Origin of the sequence: Candidatus Sulfurimonas baltica, from assembly GCF_015265455.1 — a bacterium.
Taxonomy (GTDB): domain Bacteria; phylum Campylobacterota; class Campylobacteria; order Campylobacterales; family Sulfurimonadaceae; genus Sulfurimonas; species Sulfurimonas baltica.
Genome location: NZ_CP054492.1, coordinates 845,393 through 870,954, shown reverse-complemented (window position 1 = coordinate 870,954; position 25,562 = coordinate 845,393). Strand labels below are relative to the sequence as shown.

Genomic DNA, 25,562 nt, shown 5'->3' with positions numbered 1-25,562 from the left:
TTTAAACTGTTTTATTTACTATTATACTCTCAATAAATCTTTTAAATTCTACTACAAAAAGAACACCGGATGCAATTACAAATATTCCTATCCATGTTTGTATATCCAAAGCTTCACTCTTAAACATAATGTTCATAAAACTTACATGTGTAAATATTAACTGAGCAAAAATCATTAAGCCTACACCTAAAAGCAAAAGCTTGTTGTTTAATATATCTGTTTTAAAAACTGAGTTTTCTAACTCTTTACAGTTAAAGAGATAAAAAAGTTCTACAAAAACAAAAATATTTACAGCGACTGTTCTGGCATACTCAACACTATGTCCATTTGCTATCGCATAATTAAACATGCCATAAGCGGTAACCAACATGTAAACTCCAACAACCAACATCTGAACAATCATACTTTTACTAAGAATAGAGGAGTTTGGTTTTCTTGGCTTTCGTTTCATAATACCTTTCTCTTTTGGCTCAAAAACCAACATTAGACCCAAAAATATGGCAGTTGACATATTAATCCATAAAATTTGAACCGGAAGTATAGGGAGTGTTAAACCAAGCATAATAGCGAAAAGTATCACAAGTCCTTCTCCCAGATTTGTAGGGAGTGTCCATGTAATAAACTTTATCAAATTATCAAATACATTTCTTCCCTCTCTAACGGCATGAGTTATGGAGCTAAAGTTGTCATCGCTTAATATCATATCTGCTGCCTCTTTTGCCACCTCTGTGCCACCTCGTCCCATGGCTATCCCTATATCGGCCTGCTTTAGTGCTGGAGCATCATTTACTCCATCACCTGTCATTGCCACTATCTCACCCCTTGCTTGAAGGGCATCCACTATACGAAGTTTTTGTTCAGGCTCAACCCTTGCAAATACTCTTGCATGTGAGACTTTTTCAATCAACTCACTATCTCTCATTTTTGAAAGCTCTATTCCTGTTATAACTGACTCCTCAAACTTTGCACCCTCGTCAACTATAGACATCATTTTTGCTATAGAAAATGCGGTAAGAGCATGATCGCCTGTTATCATAATAATTTTTATTCCAGCTCCAATAGACTCTTTAACAGCTTCTATCGCTTCTGCCCGTGGTGGGTCCATCATAGCCACAAGACCTAGGAAGATAAATTTATTATCAAGCAGCCTGCTGTCTATTTTATCTCCTGCTACTAATTTTTTAGAAATTGCAAGTACCCTTAAACCTTGACCTGCGAACTCTTTTACTTTTTCAAGAATCTTATCTTTATTTAATTCTCCAAGTTTTTCATCTATAAATTCAAATTCACAAATATTTAAGATTTTCTCAACCGAACCTTTTAAATATAAAATATTCTGATTATTCTCTACATCCATGTTGATGGTAGCCATAAACTGTCTATCTGATTCAAATGGGAGCAAATCACTTCTTGGAAAGGTTTTGTTTAGTATCCGTTCTTCATAACCACTTTTCAAAGCACTAACAATAAGTGAACCTTCAGTAGGGTCACCGTTTATACTGTAATGTCCATCTTTGTTTACCAAATAAGACTCATTACAAAGATAGCCAGCTCTTAGAAGATCTTTTAATTCATCACTGAAAAATTCTAATTTATTGCCATCTTGCAAAAAATCGCCTTTTGGTTCATACCCATTTCCGGTTATTTCATATGTATTGTTTGAGCAATATATATGTGTAACACTCATCTTATTTTGTGTCAAGGTTCCTGTTTTATCTGAACATATCACTGTAACACTTCCAAGTGTCTCAACGGCCGGAAGTTTTCTGATTATGGCATTTTTACTAGCCATACGACTCACCCCAATAGCAAGGGTAATAGTAACAGCCGCAGGCAACCCCTCTGGAATAGCTCCAACGGCTAAAGCAACTGAAGCCATAAACATGTCAACCGCACTATTATCTCTTAATATACCAACAACAAATGTAAATGCAGCAAGAGCTAATATCACGTAGAGTAAAATTTTACTAAAGGCTGAAATTTTCTTTGTAAGGGGAGTATCCATAGATGTGGTGTTTTCTATGAGATGCGCAATTTTTCCAAGCTCTGTATACCCTGCCGTTGCTACAACTATACCTTTTGCTCTGCCATAAGTTACATATGTTCCGGAGTATGTCATGTTGTCTCTGTCATTAAGTGTAATATTTTCTTTATGTATGTCTGTATTCTTTTGTGAAGGGAGTGATTCTCCTGTGAGCATAGACTCATCTACTTTTAGATTTTTACACTCTAAAAGTCTCATATCAGCAGGTACTTTTGAGCCAGATTCCAGTAAGACTATGTCCCCTGGGACTAAATCAATAGAAGATATATTTATCTTTATTCCATCTCTAATCACTATAGCTTCGGCATTCATCATATTTTTTAGTGACTCGATTGCCTCTTGTGCTTTTACCTCTTGTATATACCCTATAATAACGTTAATAATTACTACGGCAAAAATCACCCCGCTATCTATCCACTCTTGCAAAAAAGCAGTCACTGCAGATGCACCTAAAAGTATATATATTAAAGCACTATGAAACTGCATAAAGAATTTTTTTAACTTAGAGTCTTGTTTAGTTTCTTTTAATATATTTTTACCAAAGAACTCTTCACGGTGGTTTATGCTTAGTGGCGATAAACCATCGCTACTATCACTCTCAAATAGTTCTATAATCTCTTTAGCCTCTATACTGTGCCAATTTTGACCTATTAAATGTTTCATAAAAAACCTTTTATAGTTTGTGATAGAGAATGATAGTATTTTATATTGTTTTATATTAGATGTTGATTATATAACTTTATTTACTTGTAAATAGAATTCTTTGTACTAATAAATTTTACTATTTCATTTAACCTACACTCATATAAATCTCTATTTTTTATCTCATCAAAACTACATGTAAGCATAGAAAAGACTTCTATTTTAGGATAATGGTTGTATAAAATATTTAACATCTCTTTTATTGTATTTATTGATATATGGTGACTTAGAGTTAAGGAGGTTTGATTTTGTATACTACAAGCTAAAGCATATTGATTGTCCTCACAAAATGCAGCATCTATAAAAACTACCTCATCTGCATCAAGTAAATCCATACAAAGTTCAGGAGTTAGCTGAAAAAGAGTTATCAGCTTTGTATCTTTGAGGGAAAGCTTTTGAAGGAGATTCACTACATCTACTCCAAAAGCGTCTTCTCCTCTAAGCTCATTTCCAAAACCAACTATAGCCCTCAAATTAGGCCCTTGAAATTATTTTTATTATCTCTTTGTTATGGTCACGAATTTCTATAGTTGAACTATACAAACCTTGTGAATGAGTTGAACAGCTAAGACACGGATCAAAACAGCGTATTACTGCTTCAACTCTATTGAGCGCACCATCTGTAATGTTATTTCCATCAATAAATTCTTGTGCTACTTGTTTTACCCCCGCATTCATAGCCATATTATTATTCCCTGTTGCTATGATAAGATTTACATCAGTAATAATCCCATCATCGTTCACGCCATAATCATGAAACAGAGTTCCTCTAGGAGCTTCTGAACACCCGACTCCCCTGTTTCTATTAACCTCTGCATAAGAGCGGACAGTATCTTCTGAAGTTTTAGGATTTTTTAAAATCTTTTCAATGCGTTCAATCCCATAAATAATCTCAATAAGTCTCGCATAGTGATAGTAAAAACTGTTCAAGACTGGTTTTCCGTTATTGATGTTTTTAAACCTTTCAAACTCTGCGTCTGCTTCAGGTGTGCCACAAGCATTTATAATATTTAGTCTAGCCAATGGCCCTACTCTATACATACCATTAGGGTAACCAAGTGGTTTATAATACGGAGATTTTAAGTAACTATCATCTTCAACAGCTTCACCTATATAATCCTTATAAAACCTAGGCTCAATTGCATCTTCTAGTATATTTCCCTCAGCATCTACTATACGAAGTTGTCCATCATAATGAGTTAGATTTCCTTTCTTATCAACAAGTCCCATAAAAAGTGATGGAAAGTTTCCAAAAGAATCTATCTCTCTTTTAAACTTATGTAAATTATCCGTATAGTACTTTAGTGCTCTTTTAGCTATGTCCATAGCTTCTGGAATCTCTTTTAGAATCTGGTCTCGTACTTCTGGCTCAAGCTTTTGACTCACTCCACCTGGGATTATCTTTGTAGGATGAATTCTTTTTCCACCTAATCTCTCTATAATCTTCTGACCAAAGGCTCTTAATTTTATACCATCTTTTGCCATATCAGGATGAGTTTGCATAAGCTTAAATATATTTCTATCCTCTGGTTTTGCATCAAATCCATAAATGAAATCAGGACTACTTAGATGATAAAAGTTCAAAGCATGAGACTGTATAATTTGAGCCAAGTTTATAACTCTTCTTATACTCCTAGCAGCTTTAGGAGGGCGAACTGCTAAGATGTTGTCACAAGCATCTACTGAGGAAATTGCATGACTTACTGGACATATTCCACATATCCTTGCAGTTAGAGCTGGCATTTCAGAGTATGGGCGACCTTCACATATTTTTTCAAAACCACGGTACTGTGTTACATGTATTCTCGCATCGTCTACTTTACCTTGATCATTCAAATCTATAGTTATCTTAGCATGCCCTTCTATCCTTGTTACAGGGTCAATTATTATTTTTTTCATTTTCCAAACCTTGTCAATTTACTTATATCAACTTCTCGATTTTCTAAGATACCTTTTATAACTTCATAAATTGCATCAGCTGGAGTGGGACAACCTGGCACAAAAAAGTCTATATCAACTGCTTCATTTAGAGGTATAACTTTATCTAAGAGTTTAGGAACCATTTTAGATGGATATTCTCCACTCTCATTAAAATCTACTAAATCAAAATAACCTTTCTTTAAAACAGCTTCTGTACCAAAAAGATTTTTTAAAGCCGAGATATTTCCTGTGATGGCACAATCTCCAAGTGCGAGTATCTTTTTAGAGTTTTTTCTAATTTTTTTAATCATCTTTAAATCATGATCCGTGCTTAAAGCTCCCTCAACAATAGTTAAATCAACATTTGTAGGAAACTCTTTTGCATCTACATAAGGACTATAAACTACATCTATCAACTCTGCAAGTTCAATAAGTCTCTCGTCCATATCCAAAAAAGACATATGACAACCAGAACAACCATCAAGCCATATTGTTGCTACTCTTACTTTACTCATTTATTTTTCCTCGCTTGAATTAGGTTGGTTACAATGCTCTTCTTTTTTACCATCTCTGTAGCACTAGCACCTTTTTCGAAGAGTGCTCCCGTAGGACAGACTTGAACACATTTGCCACAACTAGTACAACTCTCGCTTGTACTCCATGGCTCATCCATATCGTGAATTATCTTGGCACTAATTCCACGTCCTAAGATATCCAAAGCATGAGCACCCTCTACTTCGCTACATACTCTAACACAACGTGTACAAAGTATACATCTGTTAGGATCGTAAACATACTCTTTATGTGAAGCATCAACATCAAAACCTTTATGTATATAAGGCACTAGACTATGCTCTAGTCCTATATCAGTAGCTTGTGATTGAAGTTCACAATGTCCATTTGAAACACATACACTACATGTATGAGTTCTCTCAGCAAATATCATTGAGAGTATCATTTTTCTATGTTTTATAAGTCTAGAAGAATTTGTTATAACTTCCATATCTTCTTTTATCTTTGCAGTACAAGATGGTATTAGTTTTGAACTACCTTTAATCTCTACTATACACATTCTACAAGCTCCAACACAACTTAAACCTTCTAAGTAACAAAGCGTTGGGATATGTATGCCGTGTTCCTTTGCAACTTCTAAAATTGTACTATCAGATCTACCTGTTACAGCAACATCGTCAATCTTAAATGTTTTTACTCTTACTTTATCTTTAATCATCTTTTATACCTTCAAGATACTCATTTTCAAAGTATTTTATAGTACTTAGTACTGGATTTGGAGCAGCTTGTCCAAGACCACACAGCGAACTCTCTTTGACTACTTCACACATGTCTTTTAAAAGTTGAAAATCACTTTTACTAGCCTCTTTTTTTACAAACTTATCAAGTAAGTTTGTAAGCTCAGTTGTACCGACTCTACATGGCACACACTTACCACAAGATTCATCTTTACTAAACTCCATAAAGAAGCGTGCAACTTCAAGCATATTAGAATTTTCATCCATAACGATAAGTCCGCCACTTCCCATGATAGAACCTACCTCTTTTAATGAGTCATAATCCACTTTGATATCCAAAAGCTCTTCAGGAATACATCCACCACTTGGACCTCCTGTTTGTATCGCCTTTAGAGGTTTATCATCCGTGACACCTCCTCCGATATCATAGATAAGTTCACGCAAAGTTATACCCATAGGAACTTCAACAAGTCCTGTGTTTTTAATATTTCCAGTTAATGCAAAAACTTTTGTACCAGTAGAATTTTTGGTACCCATAGAGCTATACCACTCTCCACCATTTTTTATTATTGGTGCTATATTTGCAAAAGTTTCTACGTTATTTAATATAGTTGGTTCTCCCCAAAGACCGCTATTACTCAAATGAGGAGGTTTTTGTCTAGGTTGTCCTCTATTTCCCTCTATAGAAGTTACTAGAGCTGTAGCTTCTCCACACACAAAGGCACCACCACCCAAACGAACTTCCAAATCAAAATTAAATCCACTATTGGCTATTTGATTTCCAAGAATTCCATTATTTCTAGCTTGTTTTATAGCTTTATTTAATTTTTTTACAGCTTCTGGATACTCTGCTCTTACATAAATATAACCTTTGTCTGCTCCACAAGCATAAGCACATAGAGCCATTCCTTCAATGATTTTATGAGGATCAGCCTCCATGACCGCTCTGTCCATAAATGCTCCAGGGTCTCCTTCATCACCATTACACACAATATACTTTTGATTACTCTCGACCTTAGCAACAGTCTCCCACTTAAGACCAGTAGGATAACCTCCTCCTCCTCGTCCTCTTAATCCACTTACCTTGACTTCATTGATAATATCTTCTGGACGCATCTCTTCTAAGGCAGTAAATAGAGCTATATATCCGCCGTGTGCTATATAGTCATCTATATCATCAGGGTCAATTACTCCTGCATTTTCTAAAACAATTTTTTTCTGCTTTGTAAAAAATGGCTCATTCATATCACATTTTTTATTCTCTAAAGAACTTTTGTCTTTTATAATACCAACTAAATCATCGATGTCGTTTTGTTCAACTCCACCATATATTGTCTCTAGCTCTTTTTCTTTATCATAATGAGAAACCATTATCGCAGCAGAACATAGTCCATTACAACCTACTCCCTTAACGCTACATTGCTTATCTAGATTTTCATCTTTTACTTTAGTTTTTAAGCCTTTTTTAAGTTCATCTGCACCCAAAGAGGCACAACTACTCCCTATACAAACTCTCAACTCTTCATGAGAATTTTTTTCACTCTCTTTCTTTTTCAAGGCATGTGCAAGTAATTCTTCTAATGACTCTATCATTTTATAAGCTCCTCTACTTTTTGTATAGACTGTTCTAGACTGAGATTCCCAATAGGTTTTTCATCATATAAAACTATTGGAGCAAGTGAACAAGCCCCAACACATCTAGCAGAAAGCACTGAAATGATTCCATCTTTTGTAGTTTCTCCTGCTTTGATACCAAAACGCTCTTCTAACTGTTGTATGATTTTATCAGCACCTTTTATGTAACAAGCTGTTCCCATACATACAACTGCCGTATGTTTTCCATTTGGTTTTAGTCTAAAAAAGTGATAAAAAGTAGCAACACCATAAACTTTAGAGTGTGGAAGTTTTAATCTTTTAGCAATAAACCTAAGAGTATCATTTGAGAGATAACCAAATGTCTCCTGAGCAGTGTGCAAAGCCTCTATAAGAGCACTTTTATCATAATTTAATTTTTTTATGGTTTTTTCAACCATCTTAAATCTATCATCAGCTTTTAAGTTCATATATATTCCTATTAGAGCAATTTGCTAGTTATGAATCAACCAACAACTTAAGCATAATTATATTCTAAAAGCCTTTTGTAATTATATAGTCACGTACTAAAACAACTATAAAATCACGAAATTAAATGAAGGCTTTTTTAAAAATATTGTACCGTAATTACTTTAAATATATAGTTGTTTTCATGTGATATCTTAAGCTTTTACGAATTATTCGAATCGTTATCATTAATGTTCTAGTACCTTATATACTTTTTAACATATAACCTACAATTATTTTAATATACATTTAAGATTACAGTAACTATAATTATTCAAATATATGCAAATATGTTAAATTTAATTCCAAGGAAATATATAAATGAAAAAAATCTTTACTACAATTGTTGCTCTAGCTGCAACAACAACTTTGATGGCTGAGGTAAATGTTAGCACTTGTACTGGATGTCATGGGACTGATGGGAGCACTGCATAACAACAAGAAGTTCATTTGCATCTAATTTTGCAAATATTTAAAAAAATACACTTTCGTATATTCCAAATTGATAATATATTCCATTAATATTATGGATATTTGAGATATTTACTTCTATCTCTTTCATCTATTAACACTCTTTCTCATGTTCATCTGTCTATATGCCAATAATCTTAGGTTAGCTGCTATACAAGCGATGGTAAAATTCATATTGTTTCTAACCAAACCTATAAATCTTGTAGTATGTCCTTTCATTTGAACTTTCAAATCTGCGAATCTATGTTCAACTTTTGCTCTTATCTTGTGTTTTGGTTTCTCATCTTCTCGCTGGATTTTTCTCTCATCACTGCTCATTTTCTGCTTCTCTTTAAGACATATCATATTCTCAATATCTTTTGATTGCAGAAGCTCATCTATCTCTTTGGACTTATAGGCTTTATCGGCATAACAAGCTTTTACATTTGGAATTGATTCTATAAATGGTTCAAGCACATCTATATCTGAAGTGTTAGCAAATGTAGTCATTGTTTTTAGAATCACTCCGCTCTCTTCATCTGATGCAATATGAGTTTTATATCCTTGTGTATATTGTTTTTTTGAGGATTGGTAACCTATTCTTATATCTGTATCTATTTTATTCTTATGCTCATAGCTATCTTTCTCATTTTCAATAATCTCTTGAGAAATTTTTACATCTTTAGTATCTATATCTTGAAGTGTGTCCAGTTGAGCGTTTTTCATTGTTTTTGAATTGTATTCTTTAGCGTTTAACAATTTTTCTATTTTCTTTTTTGAAGGTGTTCTTGATTTTAGCTCTTCATTTATTTGAATGTCTAGTTTGCTATTATCAGTTTCTACTTTTAATTTATCTTCACTTTTTTGCTCTTTAGTTTTATTGTTGATTTGAGTGTTTTCACTTTTGATAAGAGAAGCATCTACTAATACTGATTTACCCTCTTTGGCGATAAAGTTATTATCTTCTAGTTGTTTGTTGACTGCATTAAAAAGCTTATCATATAGTTTATTTGCAAGTAGTGAGTTTCTAAATCTACAAATTGTAGATTCGTCTGGTACGGTATCTTCTAAACTAAGTCCAACAAACCTTATAAACAATAAATTGACATAAAGTGCATCTTCCATTGATTGATCACTGAGGTTGTAGTATTTTTGCACGAGGAGTATTCTAAACATTAACACATTGTCATAAGCAGGCGAGCCAGTAGCATTCTTTCCGCCTCTACCATTTTTATTTAGTATTGGTCTTAGTTTCTCAAAGTTTATTATTGAATCTAACTCTTTAAGAAACGAATTTACCTTATGGAGTCTTGATGTTATTGCTATATCTGAAAATGTGTTGTTTGTATCTTTAAATGCCATGTCTCTACCTTGTTTATAGCAGATATTTTAGCCAAAAAGTGCTGTTAAAGTGCTTGTTTTAGGGAGTTTTCCTTGATGTTCTGGGGTTATTTACTGTGCAGTGGTCTCCTGATTGGAGCAAAGCTGCTCTTAACAAATCTAAAAATGTTGCTGAGATGACTCATGCTGAGATTGCTGATGCTCTTAAGGGGTACAAGGCTGGCACTTATGGTGGTCCGATGAAAGGTCTTATGAAAGGTCAAGTTGCAAAATACTCTGACGCGGATTTAGATGCTTTCTCACTTACTGTAGGTAAGTAAGTAAGTAGATTTTTTCTTAAAAAATTAATTTCAAGAACTATTACGTTTTAAGAATAGGTAATCTAATCTTAAAACAAGTGGTTCTATCTTCGCTTGTAACCTCGATTTTGCCACTGAGATGTTCATGTATAATCATTTTACTCATATAAAGTCCAAGACCTGTCCCTGACATTTCACCTTTTGTAGTAAAGTAGGGATCAAATATTTTTGGTAATATTTTTTTATCTATACCCTTCCCATTATCACATATCTCTGTATTTACATACTCTTCATCATCGTATACTTTAATTTCAATCGTGGCATTTTCTACTTTATGGGATAATATTGAATCTTTAGAATTATTTATGATATTTACAAACACTTGCATCAACTCTCTTGGATAAGCACTCACCTCTGAATCGGAATCATAAGAGTATTTAAATTCAATACTATTATTAACAAGAATATCTTTTACCATTGAGTGTGTCTCTTCTAAAATATCTTTTAACTTAACAGGGGAAAGTATCTTATCTGGTTTGAAAAAGTTTCTAAAGTCATCTATTGTTTTAGATAGATATTGTGTCTGTTTAAGTATACTATTAGAGTACTCCTCAGCACTTTTACTGTTAAAATCATCAAGGGATATATCTAATAGCATATTATTTGTCCACATAGCAATAATTGCCAAAGGCTGACGCCATTGATGAGCAATCATGCTTATCATCTCTCCCATTGCTGCAGAGCGTGATTGTATAATTAACATTTCATCTTTTCTTTTTAGTTCTGTAATATCCATTGCTGATGATATGACAGTGCGTTTACCATCCATTACACCTAATGGAGCTGAGCTAAACTGCCATATAATTATCTCTTTATTTTTTGTAATAATAGGGTATTCCCCCTCCCCAACAGCCTTATTGAGCTCATACAATTCATCTATATGTTTTTTTACAGTTGGCATCTCTTCGCCATATGCTTTTTGTGTCCATTTTTCTATGGTGTTTATTTCACTGAAGCTGTAGCCTGTAAGTTCTTCCCATACTTTGTTTACCATTAAAACTTTACCATCTTCGTTATGCAACATAATTGGATTTGGCGATTCTAGTATTATAGTTTCAAACTCTCTCTTTTTCTGCTCTAGTAATTCAAGAACATTTTGTTGTTCTGTAACATCTTCATGTGAAATAACAATGTTTTGTACAGTTCCTTTATTGTCTTTTAAAGGGTAAATAATAGTCTTTAACCAACGTACCCTGCCTAAGCCACTCCCTTCTGTTTTACCGGTAGGATTAAACTGATATATTGGTACATGTACAGATTCACCAGCATAAGCCATTTTGATATGCTCCAATAGACCTGTCTTTTTTACCTCTTCGCTTTTAAATAAATTGAACTTATTTATAGTATGACTTGCCGGAAATTCCCATAATTTTTCATATGCACTATTAACATCTATTTGTAAACCATCTAAATCATATATTTCAATCACAGATGGGGATTGTTCCATTAACGACTTAAATTGTTCCTCTCTTTCGTGAAGTAGCTTTTCTGCCTCTTTGCGCTCAGTAATATCCATAAAACTTATAACAACTTCTGTAATCTCGCCTTTAGAATCAAAAGCTGCAAAACCGTTTACCAATATCCAGATAATACTTTTTTTACTCTCAATACTATTTTTATTAACAACTCCAATCATTATATTTTTTATAGGTTTTTTGCTAGACAAAACTAAATTTACAGGATAATCCTCAATTTTCAAAGGAGTTTCATCTTCACAAATAAATACCCATTGCTCATCAGCTGCTAAGCGACCTTTAATGTTTTCACTGTCTAAGCCAAGAAGTTCCGATGCCTTTGGATTACTATAAATAACAGTTGTATCAGGGGCATGAACTACTACTCCCAAGTTTATGTTATATAACAAATCAGAGAATCTTTTTTCACTATTTATTATTTTTTCTTCCATCTGTTTTTGTTCAGTAAAGTCAGCTGAATTCCCAACAACCCCAAAGACATTACCATTAGTATCTAATAGTGGCGCTTTTACTGTATAGATGTAACGATCTTTTCCATCGCTAAAAGGAACCCACTCAAAGTTTGAGTTTGGTTTGTTTTGTAAAATTATATTTTTATCTTTGTTGCGAAAAAAATCAGCAGATTCTTTATCAAAAAAATCATAGTCTGTTTTACCGATTATCTCATCTTTAGAACTACCCATAAATCTTTCAAAAGCACTATTACAAGCAATATATACACCATCCATATCTTTTACAAAAAGTATATTTTCGACACTGTTAATAATGTTGTCATATAACTCCTGTTTGGATTTTATAAGATTCATAGCTTCGGATTGTTTTTTCAAAAAGTATAAAACAATAAAATAGAGGATAATACTTGTAGAGAAGACGTAAAAAAAACCTTTGTAAGTTTGAAGAAGATTTAAGTTGTTTTTATCGGTAGAGATGGCTTCAACAACAGTATCAGAAAAGTATATCCATAAAATACCCAATATAAAATAGAAAATGGCAATAAGTAAGGCACTCTCAAAATTGTTTAAATTTTTATTTTTCATCAAATAATCCTGCATTTGTATTTATAAAATTGTATCTGTTTTAGACTTATTAACTGATTTATAAAGAGTTGATGAGATACATAAAGAGTTTATGAATATTGTTAGTCTGTTTGGCAAAGGGAGAAAGAGCAAAGTTACAATTGCTCTACATGTAGATTTTATCTCAAAGGTTCTTGGGCTTGTGCCCCATATGAGCACTCGCTTTATGTATTAAAATATTGTATTTTCCAGTAAAATTTTCAGACCAATGCCAATAAGGACAACTCCGCCGATTTTCTCAGCTTTATCCTCGTAAGCACCTCCCCCTTTTGTTCCGACATACACACCGATATAACTAAATATATATGTAACTATACCTATTACAATCATAGAAACAAAAGGGTTTAAATCTAAAAGTTCTAGTGTAAAACCGGCTGCCATAGCATCTATGCTTGTTGCAATTGCCAGCAGAAGAAGCACTTTGTCCGTTACTGCCGATATCTCTTCTTCTGTGTTCTCCCCAAAACTGTCATAGAGCATTTTGCTACCGATAAGACTTAGAAGCAAAAATGCAATCCAATGAGCAAACGACTCTATAAAAGTTCCAAGTCCAACACTCGCCAAATAGCCAAAAAGAGGCATTATTCCTTGAAAAAATCCAAATAAAACCGCAACTTTTATGGCTAGATTTTTATTAAACTCTTTGGTTTTCACCCCAATTCCGATTGAGACTGCAAACGCATCCATACTAAGTGCAAAGGCTAAAAGTATCACTTCAAACATATTTAATCCAATTATTTAATTTCAACGGCATTTTTGCATAAAAAATATAAAGATAGACTTTCTTATGTTATAAATGTAGTATGTTATATGCACAATTAACTGAACACTCTGAAAAAAGTCTTTCGTATAGTTTTGTTTGGAAAGTTAGTACATTTTAATATTTTACTTTTAGTTTTTGCAGTGTTTTAACTCTTATTTCAGCGGAATGGCTACAGTAAAACAGGCACCCTTATCCCTATTTACCCAGCTCAATGTTCCTTTAATATGCTTCTCTACAATCATCTTTGACATATAGATACCCAGACCTGTTCCACTTACGACTTTAGAGGTTGTGTAGGGCTCTCCAAGACGAGAGAGTATATCTTGCGGAATTCCGCCACCCTCATCACAAACGCAAAGAGCAACTTCTGTGTCTCTCTCCGTGATAGTGATATAAATCTTTGCTCCGTTTTTATGCAACTCATTGATGGCGTCTTTGGCATTGTTGATGAGGCTAAGGAGTACCTGAAGCAGTTCATTGGGGAAGGTCTCAATCTCTCGCCTACATGTACCGTTGATGACTACTTCTATGTTGTCGTTCTCCAAACTTTTTCCAATGATATTTATAGTGTCATCAACAATCTTGTTGAGGGTAATTGTCGTGCGTTGTTTGTTGGGATGAAAGAAATTTCTGAAATCGTCGATAGTCTTGGAAAGGTATTTTGTCTGATCTGAAATATAGTCGCTCATTTCGTCAAGCTGTTCATTTGTAACAGTCTTGCCCATGGCAATACCTATCTTAATGTTACTCGCTGCCAAGGATATTACCATAAGTGGTTGTCTCCACTGGTGGGCAATCATGGAGAGCATCTCCCCCATTGCTGCTTGACGTGACTGGGAGAGCATAAGCTGTTCTTGTTGAAGGAGCTTTTCTTGTGTTTTCTTGAGCTCCGATATGTCGCTGATAGTAATATTAATTAAGGGTTCATTATCCTCATTTTCAACCATGGAGCCTACCATATGTGCCCAGAAGCTTGTAGAGTTATTTTTTAGTACCTGTATGTCGCATGACTCTGCTTTGGCTGTCTCCAATATTTTTTTGTGATACAGATAGTATATATCTTGACTTTCTTTAGGTATAAAATTTGTTAGATTTTTTTCAATTATGGAACTTCTTGTAACTCCAAGCATGTTGGCTGCAGTAAGATTTGATTTTAAAACTACCCCTTTGTGGTTCAGAGTGAAATAACCAACCGGAGCCAGATTGTAAAGGTCAAAATACTTTTGTTTTGAAATGTTGAGCTTATCTTGTGTCTCTTTTAACGCTTCATTTTGCATCTCAAGCTCAATCTTGTGTATTTCAAGCTCCTCAAACATAAGCTTTATCTCTTGCATTGACATTGCATCAATCTGCTTGTGAAGTTCTGACACTTTATTATTAAAAAATTCAACAGCTTTCACTCTTAAAGTCTCTCTGGATTCTTGTTGGTTTATTGTTTCTCTCATCGTTTTTTAGCCTTGTTAAGGTGTTTTTATTTTATCTCACGTTCTGTTGTAGCAAATGCGTACATTTCCCCAGCTTCATTTACTAAAGCTGTAGCTGTTAAAAAAATATCAATAATTGAACCGGATTTTGTTTTTCTTTTTGTTTGATAAGGTTCCATAACTTCATGTTTAGCAAGCTTTTGTATAAGCTTTAAGTTATCATTTTTCAGTTCCTGTGGAATTATCTCTTTTACATTCATCTTCAATGCTTCGGCTTCGCTCCATCCGTACATTTTTTTTGCCATTGGATTCCATGCCAAAATTTCACCATCTAAGTCTTGCATGGTGATAGCATCATTTGCATCTCTGATGATGACAGCCATATGCAGTAGTCTTTGATTGGCATCACTGAGCGTTTCTCTCATCTTTATGATTTCAGTAATGTCCACAAAGGTGATTACCGCTCCCTCGATAATGTTCTCTAGTGTGCGGTATGGCTGGATACGCATCATATACCACCTGCCATCTATGGTCTGCACCTCAATCTCTTTTGGAATCAAAGTGTCAAGAGTCCTTTGGATATCACTCTTTAAGTTGTCATAACCAACAAGGTTTGAAGCTATATGGCTGAGTGGTCGTCCTAAATCATTTGGAAGAAGGTAGATTACTTTTGTGAGTGCCGGAGTAAAACGGAGTATGCAAAGTTTTTGGTCAACAAACACCGTTCCTATGTCTGTGCCTGCTAAAAGGTTGTTCATATCATTGTTTGAGCGGGATAAATCCACGACTTTTATTTGCAGTTCAGTATTGACCGTTGAGAGCTCCTCGTTTACCGATTGCAACTCCTCTTTTGAAGTTTCAAGCTCTTCGTTGGCAGATTGCAACTCTTCATTCACAGACTGAAGTTCTTCACTGAATGATTTCAACTCTTCATTTGAGTTTTCAAGTTTTTCATTGGCAGTTTTTAAAAACTCTCCTTGGTCTTGAAGCTCTTTTGTGAGTGTTTCTATTTGTATTCCGGCGTCTGACTCTGAAATATTTTTTTCATTCCATGAGAGCTCTTTTTGCTGCTCTTCTGAGATGGGAATTTCTTTAAAAATCACGAGATACAGTGAAGAGTTATCACCTTTTGAAAGGCTTGTTTGCACTGGAATAACCACTAGATTTACATTTATAAAAGTTTTATTTATTTTTACACTAAGCATTGAGCTGTGTACAGTTTTTTTAGTCTGTGTCGCCTTATGAAGAGCAATGCTTATAGCGCGTTGCAACCCTTTTCGTGCCATTTTTATAATGTTGCTAATGCCTGGTTCACCTGATGGAAGTTCAAAATATGCTCCTGTTTGCCCATGCAGGTATAGAAGGTCTCCTTTGTCATTGACAAGGGTAGCTGCATGTGCGATGTATTTTAAAAGGGTTTGTTCTGTTAATTCTTTAAATGGTAGCTTTAATGGTGGAACCTCTTTTTCAACCATCTGCGGTGTAGCTGTACGGATGGAAGTGCCGACGGGAAATATCTTGCTTATGTTGATTTTATGTTCATTGTTAAAATACTCTTTGCGCTCATAAATATTTGCTTTGTTGTCGATTACAGAAAAAAGGTTTCCGTAATCGCCAATAGTCTCAGAACTTCCCAAAAACAAAATTCCACCCGGATTGAGTGCATAATGAAACAAAGGGAAAATCTTCTTTTGCAACTCTGAATTCATATAGATAAGTAGATTTCTGCAACTGACAAGGTCAATTTTTGAAAAGGGAGGATCTTTGATAAGATTTTGTTCAGAAAAAATTAGCATATCTCTGATGTTTTTGTTTACTCGGTAAGTGTTCCCGCCTGACTCAGGTTGAAAAAAATAAGATAACCTCTCACTCGATATATCAGCTACAATATCTGCAGGGTAGATTCCAGCGCGCGCTTTGGCTATCGCCTTTGGGTCAATATCGGTAGCAAAGATTTGGACTGTATTGTTTTTTTGAGTCTTGTGCATGTACTCTTTAATGAGGATTGCAATTGAGTAAGCTTCCTCCCCCGGTTGAGCATCCTGCTGTCCACACTCTAATAGTGTCGTTTGCTAATTTATTGACAAAAAGTTTTTGGATGACTTTTTCCAGCGATATAAATGCGTCGGGGTCGCGGAAAAAATTTGTCACTCCTATGAGAAGTTCATGGAAAAGGGCATCTATCTCTTCTGGTGTCTGCTGCAGATACTTAACATATCCTTCTATCATCTCAATCTGATGCAGTGCCATGCGTCTTTCAATGCGACGGTTTATGGTACTTGCTTTATAGTTGGAAAAATCATGGCCGACATTGGAACGGAGTATAATAAATATTTTATTGAGTTCATTTTCATGTTTTTGGCTTATTGTTAATTCGGTTTTATTTATTATAAAAAAGGCATGGTTAGCATAGGCGATGAGCTTCGATGGCATTTCAACCAGTGGCAACACAAAATCAACCAAACCGGTAGCAATTGCACTTTTGGGCATGCCGTCATACTCGGCAGTATCTGGCTTTTGGACTATTACCATCCCACCCTCTTCTTTAATGGCTTTAATACCCTGAGTACCATCACTTCCGGTTCCAGATAGTATGATTCCGATAGCCTTCTCATGCTGGTCATGAGCCAAAGAACGAAAAAAGAAATCTATTGGAAGACGATGACCTCTAGGTGATGGAGGCTCAAGGAGTTGCAATTTTCCGTTGATAAAGGCCATGTCGAAGTTAGGAGGGATGATATAGGTGCAGTTTGGTTCTACTTTCATCCCGTCTTTAACCTCATACACTTTCATTGTTGTATATCTTTGTATGATTTCTGTAAGGATGCTTTTATGGTCGGGGGCTAGATGCTGAACGATGACAAAAGCCATGTTTATATTTACCCCCTCTGGCATAGCAGAAAAAAAAGCTCCAAAAGATGAAATACCGCCAGCTGAAGCGCCTATACCGACTATAGGGAAGCTTATATGTTTTCCCGTTTCATTTTCAGCAGAACCCATCTTTTTTTTTACCATAATAACCTCTTGATTGGAATAATTATTTTTAATATTATCTATTTTAAACTGTTAAACAACTGATTTGGTATTTATTAAACTCTTAATTTTTCATACCAATTCGTATTGATAAGCAAAACTTAAAATATATATAACCCAATTATTTAATTTCAATGGCATTTTTCCATAAAAGATATAAAGATAGACTTTCTTATGCTATAAATAGACAAAAAAATAAAAGCAGTAATAATGAAAAAAGCATTTATAAAAGCATCACTTGGATTTTTTTCCATGACACCGATGATAGTTGCAACGGTTGCACTTGTCGGCTTGATGCAGGTACATGTAACTCCGCAGACACTCTCAAAATTATTTGGTCATGGTGATATTCTCGATGTTTTAACAGGAACTCTTGTCGGTGCAGTTTCAGTAGGACAAGGTATACTCTCTTACGTCATAGCTGGTGAACTAATAGAACAAGGTGTCTCTTTTTATGCCATGAGCGCCTTTACTCTTGCTTGGGTAACCATCGGTCTTGTTCAAATACCGGCTGAAGCTTCTGTATTTGGACTTAGATTTACTTTTTATCGTAATGTTTTAGCGCTGATAAGCACCCTACTAGTTTCATATTTTACTGTTATCAGTTTGGAACTTTTATCATGAAAATAAAATTCAAAGGTCTTAAGTTTTTAGCAGCTGTATCACTTATGTATCTAACACTTTTTATATTTGACACATCAAACACTCTCGCTTCAATACAAAAGAGCGGAACTATTTTATATAATCTTTTACCGATTTTTTTATTTATTATTTTTATAACAGCTATGCTTAACTACTTTTTAAAACCAAAAGAGATTATTAAACATTTTGGAAAAGAGAGCGGGATAAAAGGTGTAATATACTCAGTTCTTGGAGGAGTTTTAAGCCATGGTCCAATCTATGCTTGGTACGGAGTTTTGAGCGATATGAGAAACGAAGGAGTAAAAGATAGACTGCTGGTTACTTTTCTCTATGCCCGTGCAGTAAAACTTCCTCTTCTCCCTTTTATGATTGACCTGTTTGGAGTTTTATTTACAATAATAATGACCTTGTACATAATTTTATCATCAGTGGCACAAGGTGCAGTTATGGAGTATTTGGAAAAAAGGCGGTAAATATTTAATTGAATTCTCTGATTAAATAATAAATAAGATTACAAATCAAGTTTGGAATGACGGCATCTCTTCTATATGACGAACACCTCCGTCACTCTTGGCTTTATTCAGGGTCTAATTGACCCATTATCAAATAGACTCCGTGAATTGGATCTTAACTTTGCCAAAATTAATTATTACAAAATAAAACTTACTATAATTAATATGTTTTTTTATATTTATCTGATACTATTTTTAAATTACGGTCTGGAGTGCATTATGATTAATCAGCGTTTTATCTTAACAATCATGCCTTTTATGCTATCTACCAGCCTCTATGCACAAAATAATTCAGAAGAAAAAGCTAAATGGGGTGATGTATCTGGTCTTATTCGCTTTTACTATGTTTTTTCTCCTTCTTATATTAAAAGTGGCCGCTCTAAAGATTACAGTATTGATGGAAGTGCAATTGGTGGGCATATTCGCTATACCTCACCTACATTATCAAATATTGGAGCTTCTGTTGCACTCTACTATGCGCAGGATACCGGACTAAACAACTTTGATGATCCAGACACAATAGGTGCAGCTGGACGATTTTTCACAAAAGATTATTCAGCCAAAGCTGTTCTTGGAGAAGTAAACCTATTTTATAAAGACAAACAGCATCATATTATTGCAGGGCGACAAAAAATAGACTCTCCTTTAACCAATTCCATCTATACGTATATGCCAAATATGTTTGAAGCACTATATTATTCAAACTCAAATATTTCTAACAACCAATTTATAGTTCTACAAATAGATAAAATGGCTTTTGGAACAAGAGCACCTGTAGAGTTCGGGCTGATTGGTGAGACTACAAAAACTGCAGGTTCAACACAAAGTGCTATTGATATCAGGGGAGATTTTTTACAAGTTGAGCAACAAATATTGGCAGACACCACAGCAAAAACAAATGGAATCTCAGGCTTGGCTCTTATAAACAATTCACTCCCTGACACAACTCTGCATCTATGGGATTTTTATATACATGACATTATCAATATGCTTTATGTTGATGTAATATATAAAAACAAATACAATGAAGTACCTTATTCCTTCTCTGCGCAGTACCTAAATGTACGCAGTATTGGAAAGAACTTAGCTTCACAATGGCTGGATGCAAATAATGCAAATCTGTATGGTATAAAAGCCAGCTTCAATTATAAAAATATTTCTACTTATGTAGCCTACAACCACTCAGGAAATGCAAAAATACTAAACCCTTTAGGCGGTGACCCGGCATACACCTCTTCATTTTTTTCAAGAAATGCATACAGAGCAAATGTTGATGCATTTAAACTAGGGGTGAATTTTCAACTTGCAAAAAATTTCAAAATTATCACAAGTCATGCTGATTACGGAAAATCGACCACCGATGGTACATTCTCTCCGGCAAAACCGCTTGAAACGGCAACACAGCCAAAAGGCGATGCAATAGAATCTGCTTTACTTTTTTCATATTATCCGATAAAATCTATAAATATACTAAGCGGTATTATTTATAAAACTAGTGAGTATTTTTACTCTGGTGAGCAGGTTAAACTTCTAGATTTAGACTTGTTAATTACATATAAATTCTAAAGGTGCTTTAATGGGTAAGATTACAATTATTTTTCTAATAACATTCTCATTTTTGCAAGCTTCAGGGCAAATATTAACTATTAACTCTGGCTATAGTTTTCCTGAGACAAACCTTCTTGAGTCAATCATTAAAGAGGGTTTTAAAAGGGCTGAAATTGCACTTAAATACCAAACGCTTCCTAATCAACGCTCTTTAATTAATGCCAACAATGGTATTGATGACGGAGAAGCTGGGAGAATTTGGGAAATAAGCGATCACTATCCAAATTTAGTTCGCATACCAGTAGCCATTCATTCAATTGACATAGTTGTTATTAGCAGAGAAAATTTACATATAAAAAAACCGTTGGATTTGAAATTTCATAATGTTGGCGTTATAAGAGGTATGAAAATCGCAGAACAGATTGCAGAGAATGCCAAACCTCTTTCAATAACAAAAACAACCAATCATATAACGCTAATAAAAATGCTCTCGAGCAATAGACTTGATGTTATAGTAACAAGTAAAATTGCACTACTCTCAGGACTCAGTGAAACAAAAGAGAAAAATTTATTTATGGCTTCAAAACCTCTAATTTCAAGCCCCATATATATGCACTTGCATAAAAAGCATAAGAAACTTATACCTAAGCTAGAAGAAGCTTTCAATTCAATGATAAAAGATGGTACTCTAAAACAAATTAGTGATGATTTTCTTAAGGATTTGGAAAAAAATATAGCCGATTCGATTAGGATTGTCAAATATGATTAAAAACTTTTTATATAACTATTTTATTGATAGAAAAATATCTTTTAAGTTAATGATATTTACGCTGATTTTTAGTGCAGTCATAACTTTAGTAATCACCATAACACAACTTTATATGGACTACAGGAATGGTATAAAATCAATTAATACGCAACTTTCTCTTATTGAGTCGGGTTATATAGCAAGTATCAATCAAAGTATTTGGGTATATGACAAGACACAAACTCTTTTACAGCTAGATGGGATTTTAAATCTGCCAGACATTGAATTTACCGCTATTGATCTTACAGAAGGTGAACACTATGAACGTGGAGATAAGGTAAATAAAAATTTTATTACAAAAAAAATCAAACTATTATATTCACATGACAATGAAGATATTGTTTTGGGTGAGCTCACTATAGTTGCTGATTTAAATAAACTATATCAACAACTTGTTGATAAAATTATTGTTATATTATTATCACAAGGTATAAAAACATTTTTAATCTCATTTTTTATACTCTTTATCTTCCAGAGATTAGTAACACGACATCTTGAAAAAATAGCAGAGTACACTAAATATTTAAAAGTTGACTCTGAATCTAAACCTTTAATTCTCAATAAAACTGTTTCTAAATCTAACCGTGATGAGCTTGACAATCTAACAGAATCTATCAATACAATGCAAAATCAACTTTATAAATCATTTTTAAATCTATCTTCTGAATTAGAGGCAAGAAAAAAATCAGATAAATCTTTGCTAGAGTACAAAAAAGCATTAGATGCCAGTGCTTATGTTTCTAAGAGTAACCTTAAAGGAGATATAACTTATGTAAACGATGCACTCTGCTCAATTACCGGATATACAAGAGAAGAACTTATAGGAAAACAACACAATATTTTCAGATATAAAGAAACTCCACCAAATGAGTATAAGGAGATGTGGGACACCATACAAAATAAAAAAGTATGGAAAGGGAGTATGAAAAATGTCAAGAAAGATGGCAGCTGCTTTTATATCAGTCAGACAATCATCCCTATCTTAGACACTCACGGAAATATTATTGAATACATTGCTTTACGCTATGATATTACAGAACTTGTAGAAAAAACAGAAATGTTAGAAAAACATTACGAAACAGATACTCTCACAAAACTAGGTAATCGTTTTAAACTTTTAAATGACATTGAAAATAGCGAACACCCTTCTCTTGCTATTGTGGATATAGATTCATTTAAACAAATCAATGATTTTTACGGTCACGAAATAGGAGACTATGTTATCATAGAACTCTCTAAAAGGTTATCTAAAAATACAGATAGTCTCTATACGGAAGCATACAGATTGCAAGCTGACCAGTTTGCATTTATTTGCAGAGAGTGTACAACAAAAGATCAATTTAAAGATACTATCGAGAAGCTAATAAGAGAGTTGACAAATAAACCTGTATTTTATCAGCAACATGAAATAATGATTGGAGTAACGGCTGGTATAGCCCTAAATAAGGAAGATTTATTCATTGATGCAGATATAGGATTAAAAATAGCTAAGCAATTGAAAAAAGATTTTGTTATTTATGACAAATCTTTTAATATTGAAAAAGAGTATAAAAATAATCTTGAATGGACTAAAAAAGTAAAAAAAGCTATAGAGGACAATAGAATAGTCGCATTTTTTCAGCCTATATATAATCAACACAACAAAAAAGTTGAAAAATTCGAAGCACTTGTAAGAATGATTGACACAGATGGGAAAATAATTTCTCCATTTTTCTTTTTAGAGATTGCAAAAAAAGCAAAACTTTACTCTAAAATCACAATAATTATGATTGATAAGGCAATTGAAGCAGCTAAACATCATGACTATAAATTTTCAATAAACCTCACTATAGATGACATAATAAATCAAGAAACAACTGACTATTTTATACAAAAAGTAAGAGAGAGTAATATTGGTCACAAAATAGTTATTGAACTTGTTGAATCAGAAGGAATAGAAAACTTTGATGATTTTTATTCATTTATCGAAAAAGCAAAACTTCTTGGATGTAAATTGGCTATAGATGATTTTGGAACAGGCTACTCGAATTTCGAATATCTGTTAAAGCTAGATGTCGATTATGTAAAGATTGATGGATCACTTATTAAGAATATAGATACAAATAGGCATATGCGCCTTGTTTCAGAGACAATAATCTCATTTGCGAAAATTGCAAATATGAAAACTATTGCAGAGTTTGTATCACACAAAGAGATTTCAGACATTGTCTCAGAAATAGGAGTTGACTTTATTCAAGGCTACTATATTGGAGAACCTATGCCGTATAATGAGATTGAAAAATTTGAACATATTGTGATTTAGTTAAAGTCTCTACTTTGTATGCCATGAGCCAATCCGACCGCCTTGTTGTAAAGCACTCCGTCATAAGTATTTAAAGCAGTAACCATAACAGGCATTTGTTTACAAATATTTTCAGACCCGTAGTTAGCTAAATGTTTGACATAAACTATTGTTGCATTTGTTAAAGCGTAAGTTGAAGTTCTAGGATATGCCCCCGGCATATTGGCAACACAATAGTGTACTATCCCCTCTTCTATAAATGTAGGTTCTGTATGCGTAGTTGCATGGGAGCTCTCAAAACATCCCCCTTGATCAATTGAAACATCAACTAGTACGCTCCCTTTTTTCATCTTACTTAACATTTCACGTGTTATAAGTTTTGGAGCTTTTGCGCCTGGAATAAGTATAGTTCCTACTATTATGTCTACATGTGGGAGTAAAGTCTCTATTGCTTCACTGCAGCTATAAAGAGTTGCTACATTTGCCGGCATTACATCATTTAGATAGTGTAGACGTTCGGTATTTATATCGAGTATTGTAACATCAGCTCCTAAACCTGCGGCGACTTCTGCCGCAGCTTTGCCGGCAACTCCACCACCAAGCACCATTACCTTAGTTCTGTGTGTTCCAACTACTCCACCGGCAAGAAGACCACTTCCTCCATGATAGCGTCCCAAATGAACTGCACCCATCAAAGAAGCCATTTTCCCTGCCACTTCACTCATTGGTTCTAAAAGTGGCAACCTGTTCCCAATTTTTAAAGTCTCATAAGAGAAGGCTCTTATCCCTTTTTCAAGTAAAAAGTCTGTTAGCTGTTTGTCTGCTGCAAGATGAAGGTAAGTAAAGAGTGTCTGGTTTTGTTTAAATAGTTTATACTCTCGCTCGATTGGCTCTTTAACTTTTACAATCATATCTGCCTTATGAAACAACTCTTCCACATTCTCTAAGAGTATTGCCCCTGCTACTTCATAATCACAATCGCTAAAACCACTCCCATCCCCTGCGCTACTCTGTACGAAAACCTCATGCCCATCTTTTGTAAGTTCAGCTACACCGGCAGGTGTAACCGATACACGATACTCATCTGTTTTAATCTCTTTTGGTATACCGATAGTCATTTTATTTCCTATAATGGCGTAAGTTTATTTTTCTGTATTAGAAAGGTTGTCTGAAACAAATTGCCAATTGATAAGTTTCCACCAATTTTCAAGATACTCAGGTCGCATATTGCGATAATCAATATAATATGCATGCTCCCATACATCACATGTAAGAAGCGGTATTCTGTTATGACGTATCGGGTTGTCCGCATTAGATGTTGCTTCAATAATAAGCTTTTTATCTTTATCTAGGCTCAACCAGACCCATCCGGAGCCAAAATATCCTGCTGCAGTACTGATAAACTTCTCTTTAAAGGCTGCTACAGAGCCAAAAGAACTCTCCATAAGGTTAGATAACTCTATTGATGGAGCAGTAGCTGCACCACTAAGACCATGCCAATAAAAATCATGGTTACATACTTGTGCTGCATTGTTAAAAATGGCACCATCAGCATTTTTCACTATATACTCAAGTGACTTATTTGAGTACTCAGTCCCCTCTGTAAGAGCGTTTAGTTTATTTACATAAGCTAAATGGTGTTTGCCATAATGGTAGCTTATGGTCTCTACAGATATATACGGTTCCAGCGCATTTGTTTCGTACGGCAATTGCATCAATTCAAATTTCATATTATACTCCTCAATATAAAAGATTATTCATAAATTATATCTAATAATAATGCACAATATATAAAATTTAAAATAATAATTTTTTATATAAGGTTATTTAGTTG

At 34.2% G+C, this 25,562-nt stretch carries 22 protein-coding genes; 7 read left to right on the top strand and 15 right to left on the bottom strand.

The window, feature by feature from the left end; genetic code table 11:
- Position 1: 1 nt before the first annotated feature.
- The 8 genes from HUE88_RS04305 to HUE88_RS04270 form a co-directional block, all read right to left on the bottom strand.
- Positions 2–2,707, bottom strand: coding sequence for a cation-transporting P-type ATPase (locus HUE88_RS04305; RefSeq protein ID WP_194371413.1), 2,706 nt, complete (start codon positions 2,705–2,707; stop codon positions 2–4).
- 80 nt (positions 2,708–2,787) lie between these two features.
- Positions 2,788–3,219, bottom strand: coding sequence for a hypothetical protein (locus HUE88_RS04300; RefSeq protein WP_194371412.1), 432 nt, complete (start codon positions 3,217–3,219; stop codon positions 2,788–2,790).
- 1 nt (position 3,220) lies between these two features.
- On the bottom strand, positions 3,221–4,645 hold the full coding sequence (locus tag HUE88_RS04295; protein ID WP_194371411.1) for a Ni/Fe hydrogenase subunit alpha: 1,425 nt from the start codon (positions 4,643–4,645) through the stop codon (positions 3,221–3,223).
- The gene (locus HUE88_RS04290; RefSeq protein ID WP_194371410.1) at positions 4,642–5,181 is read right to left on the bottom strand and encodes an NADH-quinone oxidoreductase subunit B family protein; all 540 of its coding nucleotides are present in this window, start codon (positions 5,179–5,181) and stop codon (positions 4,642–4,644) included. Before HUE88_RS04290 ends, HUE88_RS04295 begins: the two co-directional genes overlap by 4 nt.
- The gene (hoxU, locus tag HUE88_RS04285; RefSeq protein ID WP_194371409.1) at positions 5,178–5,897 is read right to left on the bottom strand and encodes a bidirectional hydrogenase complex protein HoxU; all 720 of its coding nucleotides are present in this window, start codon (positions 5,895–5,897) and stop codon (positions 5,178–5,180) included. Before hoxU ends, HUE88_RS04290 begins: the two co-directional genes overlap by 4 nt.
- The gene (locus HUE88_RS04280) at positions 5,890–7,509 is read right to left on the bottom strand and encodes a NuoF family protein (protein WP_194371408.1); all 1,620 of its coding nucleotides are present in this window, start codon (positions 7,507–7,509) and stop codon (positions 5,890–5,892) included. The genes hoxU and HUE88_RS04280 overlap by 8 nt, the downstream gene beginning before the upstream one ends.
- Positions 7,506–7,979, bottom strand: a complete 474-nt coding sequence (hoxE, locus tag HUE88_RS04275) for a bidirectional hydrogenase complex protein HoxE (protein ID WP_194371406.1) — start codon at positions 7,977–7,979, stop codon at positions 7,506–7,508. The genes HUE88_RS04280 and hoxE overlap by 4 nt, the downstream gene beginning before the upstream one ends.
- Before the next feature lie 595 nt (positions 7,980–8,574).
- Positions 8,575–9,828, bottom strand: coding sequence for an IS5 family transposase (locus tag HUE88_RS04270; protein ID WP_194368150.1), 1,254 nt, complete (start codon positions 9,826–9,828; stop codon positions 8,575–8,577).
- A gap of 95 nt (positions 9,829–9,923) precedes the next feature.
- Here HUE88_RS04270 and HUE88_RS04265 point away from each other — a divergent pair, with 95 nt between their 5' ends.
- Positions 9,924–10,127: a hypothetical protein gene (locus HUE88_RS04265; protein ID WP_430733193.1), complete on the top strand. Its 204-nt coding sequence runs from the start codon at positions 9,924–9,926 to the stop codon at positions 10,125–10,127.
- Positions 10,128–10,167: 40 nt separating this feature from the next.
- On the opposite strand, the gene HUE88_RS04260 is transcribed toward HUE88_RS04265, so the two are convergent.
- Positions 10,168–12,678, bottom strand: a complete 2,511-nt coding sequence (locus HUE88_RS04260; RefSeq protein ID WP_194371404.1) for a PAS domain-containing sensor histidine kinase — start codon at positions 12,676–12,678, stop codon at positions 10,168–10,170.
- Positions 12,679–12,769: 91 nt separating this feature from the next.
- On the opposite strand from HUE88_RS04260, the gene HUE88_RS13980 reads away from it, so the two are divergent.
- Positions 12,770–12,892: a hypothetical protein gene (locus tag HUE88_RS13980; protein ID WP_268245924.1), complete on the top strand. Its 123-nt coding sequence runs from the start codon at positions 12,770–12,772 to the stop codon at positions 12,890–12,892.
- Here HUE88_RS13980 and HUE88_RS04255 read toward each other — a convergent pair.
- From HUE88_RS04255 to HUE88_RS13970, 4 genes are all read right to left on the bottom strand, one after another.
- Complete coding sequence (locus HUE88_RS04255; protein ID WP_194371402.1) at positions 12,889–13,440, bottom strand: manganese efflux pump MntP; 552 nt, start codon at positions 13,438–13,440, stop codon at positions 12,889–12,891. The genes HUE88_RS13980 and HUE88_RS04255 overlap by 4 nt on opposite strands.
- Before the next feature lie 192 nt (positions 13,441–13,632).
- The gene (locus tag HUE88_RS04250) at positions 13,633–14,925 is read right to left on the bottom strand and encodes a PAS domain-containing sensor histidine kinase (protein WP_194371400.1); all 1,293 of its coding nucleotides are present in this window, start codon (positions 14,923–14,925) and stop codon (positions 13,633–13,635) included.
- A 26-nt stretch (positions 14,926–14,951) separates the two neighbouring features.
- Positions 14,952–16,892: a CheR family methyltransferase gene (locus HUE88_RS13975; protein ID WP_268245923.1), complete on the bottom strand. Its 1,941-nt coding sequence runs from the start codon at positions 16,890–16,892 to the stop codon at positions 14,952–14,954.
- Between the two features lie 7 nt (positions 16,893–16,899).
- Complete coding sequence (locus tag HUE88_RS13970) at positions 16,900–17,919, bottom strand: chemotaxis protein CheB (protein ID WP_268245922.1); 1,020 nt, start codon at positions 17,917–17,919, stop codon at positions 16,900–16,902.
- A gap of 228 nt (positions 17,920–18,147) precedes the next feature.
- Here HUE88_RS13970 and HUE88_RS04240 point away from each other — a divergent pair, with 228 nt between their 5' ends.
- The 5 genes from HUE88_RS04240 (at position 18,148) to HUE88_RS04220 (ending at position 23,749) form a co-directional block, all read left to right on the top strand.
- A complete protein-coding gene (locus HUE88_RS04240; protein ID WP_194371398.1) occupies positions 18,148–18,561 on the top strand; it encodes a permease in 414 nt (137 codons plus the stop codon).
- The gene (locus HUE88_RS04235) at positions 18,558–19,052 is read left to right on the top strand and encodes a permease (RefSeq protein WP_194371396.1); all 495 of its coding nucleotides are present in this window, start codon (positions 18,558–18,560) and stop codon (positions 19,050–19,052) included. The genes HUE88_RS04240 and HUE88_RS04235 overlap by 4 nt, the downstream gene beginning before the upstream one ends.
- 258 nt (positions 19,053–19,310) lie before the next feature.
- Entirely contained in the window at positions 19,311–20,657 is a 1,347-nt protein-coding gene (locus tag HUE88_RS04230) for an OprD family porin (protein ID WP_229860149.1), read from the top strand.
- A gap of 10 nt (positions 20,658–20,667) precedes the next feature.
- Positions 20,668–21,408, top strand: coding sequence for a substrate-binding periplasmic protein (locus HUE88_RS04225; RefSeq protein WP_194371394.1), 741 nt, complete (start codon positions 20,668–20,670; stop codon positions 21,406–21,408).
- A complete protein-coding gene (locus HUE88_RS04220; RefSeq protein WP_194371392.1) occupies positions 21,401–23,749 on the top strand; it encodes an EAL domain-containing protein in 2,349 nt (782 codons plus the stop codon). The genes HUE88_RS04225 and HUE88_RS04220 overlap by 8 nt, the downstream gene beginning before the upstream one ends.
- On the opposite strand, the gene ald is transcribed toward HUE88_RS04220, so the two are convergent.
- Both ald and HUE88_RS04210 read right to left on the bottom strand, forming a co-directional pair.
- Positions 23,746–24,846: an alanine dehydrogenase gene (gene ald / locus HUE88_RS04215; protein ID WP_194371390.1), complete on the bottom strand. Its 1,101-nt coding sequence runs from the start codon at positions 24,844–24,846 to the stop codon at positions 23,746–23,748. The two genes, HUE88_RS04220 and ald, sit on opposite strands and share 4 nt — an antisense overlap.
- 24 nt (positions 24,847–24,870) lie before the next feature.
- Positions 24,871–25,458 (bottom strand): superoxide dismutase, encoded by a 588-nt coding sequence (locus HUE88_RS04210; protein WP_194371389.1) that lies wholly within the window; start codon positions 25,456–25,458, stop codon positions 24,871–24,873.
- Positions 25,459–25,562 lie beyond the last annotated feature (104 nt).